Source organism: Arthrobacter sp. Y3223164 (assembly GCF_059091005.1).
The window spans coordinates 1-6387 of the sequence record NZ_JBNHGF010000148.1 but is presented as its reverse complement, the minus strand read 5'-3'; the positions used below and the strand labels follow the sequence as shown (position 1 = coordinate 6387).

At 63.7% G+C, this 6387-nt stretch carries 7 protein-coding genes; 6 read left to right on the top strand and 1 reads right to left on the bottom strand.

All coding sequences use genetic code 11. From position 1 onward, the window contains the following. The 5 genes from AC5RUJ_RS09205 to tuf all read left to right on the top strand — a co-directional run. A partial coding sequence (locus AC5RUJ_RS09205) for an SGNH hydrolase domain-containing protein (RefSeq protein ID WP_494155781.1) occupies positions 1 to 838 on the top strand: 838 nt, incomplete at its 5' end. Between the two features lie 300 nt (positions 839 to 1138). Beyond that, the gene (gene rpsL / locus AC5RUJ_RS09200) at positions 1139 to 1513 is read left to right on the top strand and encodes a 30S ribosomal protein S12 (protein ID WP_493979224.1); all 375 of its coding nucleotides are present in this window, start codon (positions 1139 to 1141) and stop codon (positions 1511 to 1513) included. Then, positions 1513 to 1983: a 30S ribosomal protein S7 gene (gene rpsG / locus AC5RUJ_RS09195; protein WP_127511056.1), complete on the top strand. Its 471-nt coding sequence runs from the start codon at positions 1513 to 1515 to the stop codon at positions 1981 to 1983. Before rpsL ends, rpsG begins: the two co-directional genes overlap by 1 nt. A gap of 64 nt (positions 1984 to 2047) precedes the next feature. Continuing rightward, positions 2048 to 4162, top strand: a complete 2115-nt coding sequence (fusA, locus tag AC5RUJ_RS09190) for an elongation factor G (RefSeq protein ID WP_494128403.1) — start codon at positions 2048 to 2050, stop codon at positions 4160 to 4162. A gap of 237 nt (positions 4163 to 4399) precedes the next feature. Then, complete coding sequence (gene tuf / locus AC5RUJ_RS09185) at positions 4400 to 5590, top strand: elongation factor Tu (protein WP_493940539.1); 1191 nt, start codon at positions 4400 to 4402, stop codon at positions 5588 to 5590. Positions 5591 to 5738: 148 nt separating this feature from the next. On the opposite strand, the gene AC5RUJ_RS09180 is transcribed toward tuf, so the two are convergent. Then, positions 5739 to 6119, bottom strand: coding sequence for a VOC family protein (locus AC5RUJ_RS09180; protein WP_494000481.1), 381 nt, complete (start codon positions 6117 to 6119; stop codon positions 5739 to 5741). 117 nt (positions 6120 to 6236) lie between these two features. On the opposite strand from AC5RUJ_RS09180, the gene AC5RUJ_RS09175 reads away from it, so the two are divergent. Continuing rightward, a complete protein-coding gene (locus tag AC5RUJ_RS09175; protein WP_494000480.1) occupies positions 6237 to 6371 on the top strand; it encodes a hypothetical protein in 135 nt (44 codons plus the stop codon). Positions 6372 to 6387 lie beyond the last annotated feature (16 nt).

The window sequence follows — 6387 nt, the reverse complement described above, 5'->3', positions numbered from 1 at the left end:
GCCCGGCTTCGGCGTCGCCTCGATCACGGAGGACGGCCACCGCGCCTTCGCCACCGATACCCCGCTGGTGGTCCCGGATCCCGCCCGGGCCGGAGCCGACCAGTCCGGCCTCGGCGATTGCGCCGTCACCTCGATGGCGGCCGAAACCAAGGAATGCACCTACGGGGACCCGGAGGGGGACTTCACCCTGGCGCTGGTGGGAGACTCGCACGCGGGGCAGTGGTTCAAGGCCTTGGAGCCTGTCGCCCGAGAGCGGGGGTGGCGCCTGCTGACGTACATCCATCATTCCTGCCCGTTCAACGCGGAGCAGCGCAAACTGGAAGCGAAGGGGGAGTCCGTCTGCCGCGGGCCCAACGAACAGACCATGGAACGGCTGACCCGCGGCGGCGTGGACGCGGTCCTCACCTCGTACTACGCGGAGTCCTCCTTCGTGGACTCGGGCACCGGCCAGCGGCCCGGCGCGGCGGGCTTCGCCGAGTACTGGAACGAACTCGCCGACGCCGGCATCGACGTGTACGCGCTCAAGGACACGCCCCGCCCGCGTGAGGGCGCGATCGCCCGGGACTGCGTGGCGGTGAATTACGAGGACCCGGCCGAATGCGGCCAGTCGCGCAGCGACGGCCTCGACGGCAAGGACCTCACCGAGGATGCCGCCAGGCTGGCCCCGCGGGCGCGGGTCATCGACCTGTCGGCGCACTTCTGCGACCGGGAGACCTGCCCGGCGGTGATCGGCAACGTCCTGGTGTACCGGGACCTCAACCACGTCTCCGGCACCTACATGAAAACGCTGGCCCGGCCGCTGGAAACGGCCTTGCTGCTGGCGATGGAACGGCCGTGACGCCGCGGCCGGGCCGCCGTGCAGCAACCGCTGGGCAGCCGCCGGGCCACCGCGTCGTGCGCGACCCGCATACTCTGCTAGACTTATGTTCGATTGTTTTTGTGTGGCAGTGGATGAAGGCCGTTTCGGATGATAACGGAACGGGGCCTGTTTCCGGTCCGCGGGGTTCTTGCGCGGAGAATGCCACACTTTTGCACGCCTACGGTCGCTTCGATTCCGCAGCGGGTGCGAAGACGACCGACAGTGCCTGGCCCTGCATGACAGACGGGGCAAAGCCCAAGAAAAACGGAGAACACGAAAGTGCCTACGATTAACCAGCTGGTCCGCAAGGGCCGCTCACCTAAGGTGAATAAGACCAAGGCGCCTGCCCTCAAGGGCAGCCCGATGAAGCGCGGCGTTTGCACCCGCGTTTACACCACCACCCCGAAGAAGCCGAACTCCGCGCTCCGTAAGGTAGCCCGCGTCAAGCTCGCCGGCGGCATCGAAGTGACTGCCTACATCCCCGGTGTGGGCCACAACCTGCAGGAACACTCCATCGTGCTGGTGCGCGGCGGCCGTGTGAAGGACCTGCCCGGTGTCCGCTACAAGATCGTCCGCGGCGCCCTCGACACCCAGGGTGTCAAGAACCGCCAGCAGGCCCGCAGCCGCTACGGCGCGAAGAAGGAGAAGAAGTAATGCCCCGTAAGGGTCCGGCCCCCAAGCGGCCGCTCGTAGTTGATCCGGTACACGGCTCGCCGCTGGTTACCCAGCTGATCAACAAGGTTCTCGTTGATGGCAAGAAGTCCACCGCGGAGCGCATCGTGTACGGTGCCCTCGACGGTGTGAAGGCCAAGTCCGGCGGCGATCCCGTTGCCGCCCTCAAGAAGGCCATGGACAACGTCCGCCCGACCCTGGAGGTCCGGTCCCGCCGCGTCGGCGGCGCCACCTACCAGGTTCCGGTTGAGGTCAAGCCGGGCCGCGCCACGGCGCTGGCCCTGCGCTGGCTGGTCGGCTACTCGAAGGCCCGCCGCGAGAAGACGATGACCGAGCGTCTGATGAACGAGATTCTGGATGCGTCGAACGGTCTCGGTGCCGCTGTGAAGCGTCGCGAAGATACCCACAAGATGGCTGAGTCCAACAAGGCCTTCGCCCACTACCGCTGGTAAAGAGTCGATACGACGACGGCGCCAACCGCCGTCGTCGTATCCCTCACCTACAAAGGGAGACATTGTGGCACTGGACGTGCTAACCGACCTCACGAAGGTCCGCAATATCGGCATCATGGCCCACATCGATGCCGGCAAGACCACCACTACCGAACGCATCCTGTTCTACACGGGTGTGAACCACAAGCTCGGCGAAACTCACGACGGTGCGTCGACCACTGACTGGATGGAACAGGAAAAGGAACGCGGCATCACCATCACCTCCGCCGCGGTGACTTGCTTCTGGAACCAGAACCAGATCAACATCATCGACACCCCGGGCCACGTGGACTTCACTGTGGAGGTGGAGCGTTCGCTGCGCGTCCTCGACGGTGCCGTTGCTGTCTTCGATGGTAAGGAAGGCGTGGAGCCGCAGTCGGAGACTGTGTGGCGCCAGGCCGACAAGTACGAAGTTCCGCGTATCTGCTTCGTCAACAAGATGGACAAGCTCGGCGCCGACTTCTACTTCACGGTAGACACCATCATCAAGCGCCTGGGCGCAAAGCCGCTGGTCATGCAGCTGCCAATCGGCTCCGAGAACGACTTCATCGGCGTCGTCGACCTGATGACCATGAAGGCACTGGTATGGGAAGGCGACGCCAAGGGCGACGTCACCATGGGTGCTGCCTACGAGACCCGGGAGATCCCCGCGGACCTGCAGGCCAAGGCCGAGGAATACCGCGCGCAGCTCGTTGAGACCGTGTCCGAGTCCTCGGACGAGCTCATGGAGAAGTACCTCGAAGGCGAAGAGATTTCGATCGACGAGCTGAAGGCCGGCATCCGCAAGATGGTCGTCAACTCGGAGATCTACCCGGTCTTCTGTGGTTCTGCCTTCAAGAACCGCGGTGTGCAGCCGATGCTCGACGCAGTCATCGACTACCTGCCGTCCCCGGTCGACGTTCCCTCGATGGTCGGTCACGACCCCAAGAACGAGGAAATCGAACTGACCCGCAAGCCGAACGAGGAGGAGCCGTTCTCGGCCTTGGCCTTCAAGGTTGCGGCGCACCCGTTCTTCGGCCAGCTGACCTTTATCCGGGTCTACTCGGGCAAGGCCACTTCCGGTACGCAGTTGCTGAACACCACCAAGGGCAAGAAGGAGCGCATCGGAAAGCTGTTCCAGATGCACGCCAACAAGGAAAACCCGGTGGAAGAGGTGCATGCAGGCCACATCTACGCGGTGATCGGCCTGAAGGACACCACCACCGGCGACACCCTGTCGGCCGTCGATGCACCCATCGTGCTCGAGTCCATGTCCTTCCCGGAGCCGGTGATCTTCGTGGCCATCGAGCCGAAGACCAAGGGCGACCAGGAAAAGCTCTCCACGGCGATCCAGAAGCTCTCCGCCGAGGACCCGACGTTCACCGTTTCGCTGAACGAAGAGACCGGCCAGACCGAAATCGGCGGCATGGGCGAGCTGCACCTGGACATCCTGGTGGACCGCATGCGCCGCGAATTCAAGGTCGAGGCCAACGTGGGCAAGCCCCAGGTTGCCTACCGTGAAACCATCAAGAAGGCTGTCGAAAAGGTCGACTTCACCCACAAGAAGCAGACGGGTGGATCCGGCCAGTTCGCGAAGGTCCAGGTCTCCTTCGAGCCGCTGGACACCAGCGACGGCGCCTTCTACGAGTTCGAGAACAAGGTCACCGGTGGCCGTATTCCGCGCGAATACATCCCCTCGGTCGACGCTGGCATCCAGGATGCCATGCAGCTCGGCATTCTGGCCGGCTACCCGCTGGTCGGTGTCAAGGCCATCCTGCTCGACGGCGCATACCACGACGTCGACTCTTCGGAAATGGCCTTCAAGATCGCTGGTTCCCAGGTCTTCAAGGAAGGCGCACGCCGCGCCAACCCGGTCCTGCTCGAGCCGCTGATGGCCGTCGAGGTACGTACCCCTGAGGAATACATGGGCGACGTGATCGGCGACCTGAACTCCCGCCGTGGACAGATCCAGTCCATGGAGGACGCTAGCGGCGTGAAGGTTGTGCGCGCTAACGTTCCGCTTTCCGAAATGTTCGGCTACATCGGCGACCTGCGTTCCAAGACGCAGGGCCGCGCGGTGTACTCGATGCAGTTCGAAAGCTACGCTGAGGTCCCGAAGGCTGTTGCCGACGAGATCATCCAGAAGACGCGCGGCGAGTAAACCCCAGGGTGGCGGGTCCTTATCCGTAAGGATCCGGCACGCCGTGCAGGCGGCCGGTCGGCTCACGCAGCCGGCCGCCGGCACAACCCACTGACGGAACCGCGCAAGTTTTTGCCGGTACCTGACGGAACCAGTAATTTCACCAAATACAAAAGCCCGAAGTAGACTTGTTCAAGTTTCGGCCGTGACAATCGCGTCCGAAGAGCAAATCTTCTCAACACGTTCTAGGAGGAACCCGTGGCGAAGGCAAAGTTCGAGCGGACTAAGCCGCACGTCAACATTGGCACCATCGGTCACGTTGACCACGGTAAGACCACGTTGACCGCTGCCATTTCCAAGGTGCTTGCTGACAAGTACCCCGATCTCAACGAGCAGCGTGACTTCGCAGCTATCGACTCTGCCCCGGAAGAGCGCCAGCGCGGCATCACCATCAACATCTCGCACGTCGAGTACCAGACCGAGAAGCGCCACTACGCACACGTGGACGCCCCCGGCCACGCCGACTACATCAAGAACATGATCACCGGTGCCGCCCAGATGGACGGCGCAATCCTGGTGGTTGCCGCGACTGACGGCCCGATGGCCCAGACCCGCGAGCACGTTCTGCTGGCCCGCCAGGTTGGCGTTCCGACGCTGCTGGTGGCCCTGAACAAGTCGGACATGGTTGAGGACGAGGAACTGCTCGACCTGGTCGAAATGGAAGTCCGTGAGCTGCTCAGCTCGCAGGAGTTCGATGGCGACAACGCACCGGTCATCCGCACTTCCGGCCTGAAGGCCCTGGAAGGCGACGCCCAGTGGGTCAAGTCTGTCGAGGACCTGATGGACGCCGTTGACGAGTACATCCCGGACCCGGTCCGCGACAAGGACAAGCCGTTCCTGATGCCGGTTGAAGACGTCTTCACCATCACCGGCCGCGGCACCGTGGTGACCGGCCGCGCCGAGCGCGGTACCCTCGCCATCAACTCCGAGGTCGAGATCGTCGGCATCCGCCCGGTCCAGAAGACCACGGTTACCGGTATCGAGATGTTCCACAAGCAGCTCGACGAAGCATGGGCAGGCGAGAACTGTGGCCTGCTGCTGCGCGGTATCAAGCGCGAAGACGTGGAGCGCGGCCAGGTTATCGTGAAGCCGGGTTCGATCACCCCGCACACCGATTTCGAGGCCAACGTCTACATCCTGTCCAAGGATGAAGGCGGCCGCCACAACCCGTTCTACTCGAACTACCGTCCGCAGTTCTACTTCCGCACCACCGACGTGACCGGCGTTATCACCCTCCCCGAGGGCACCGAAATGGTCATGCCGGGCGACAACACTGAGATGACCGTTGAGCTCATCCAGCCGATCGCCATGGAAGAGGGCCTCGGCTTCGCTATCCGTGAAGGCGGCCGCACCGTTGGTTCGGGCCGCGTCACCAAGATCACCAAGTAACTCTGTGATCTGCTGACCGGAGGTTTCCGGTCGGAGGCAGGAGAACCCCCGCCGTCTCAGGACGGCGGGGGTTCTTTCTTTTAATGATGCGCCGGGTGTGATGCTGCGCGCACGCTCCGGGCGCGCCTTCGGTCATGGTCCTTCCGTTTCAGATGTTCTGGTGCAGGCAGAGAATGTTGCCCTCCGTGTCCGGGAACCAGGCGCAGCGCTGGTGGCCGGTCACCGCGATGTGGTTCTCGGTCTTGAGGCCCGGCAGGTCGTAGTCCGCGAAGTCGACGCCGCGGCCGGCCAGTTCGGACATCTCGGTTTCCAAATCGGCCACCTCGAAGCTGATCGAGGTGTGGTCCGACGTGTCTGCGTCCGGTCGGACGATGAGTTCTACCGCGGTGGAACCGTCGCTGGAGAATAGGAACGAATCCTCTCCGAGCGGGCCGGCCGGCTGCAGGCCTAGGGAATCCTGGTAGAACGCGCGCGCCCGGTCCATGTCCTTCACGGGCAGGACCGTCGTCATGGTTTTGGTGCTGAGCATGGTTGTCCGGCTTCCTGGGAGCATCTGCGGTGGACACTCCCAGAATAGTCTCGGCCGGGGCCCCGGGAACTGGCGGACGGGCACGAATTTTGACCGCCGACCAGTAGGATCGGAACCATGGAATGGCTGATCGTGTGGATCGTCCTGGGGCTCGTTGCCGCGGTGGTCGGGGCGGTGTCCTGGGGCAGGCGGTACTTCCGCCACGAACTGGACCGTGCCCGCCGCATCCGGCGAGCCGACGGCGGGCGGTAGCGAAGCGCCGGGGACC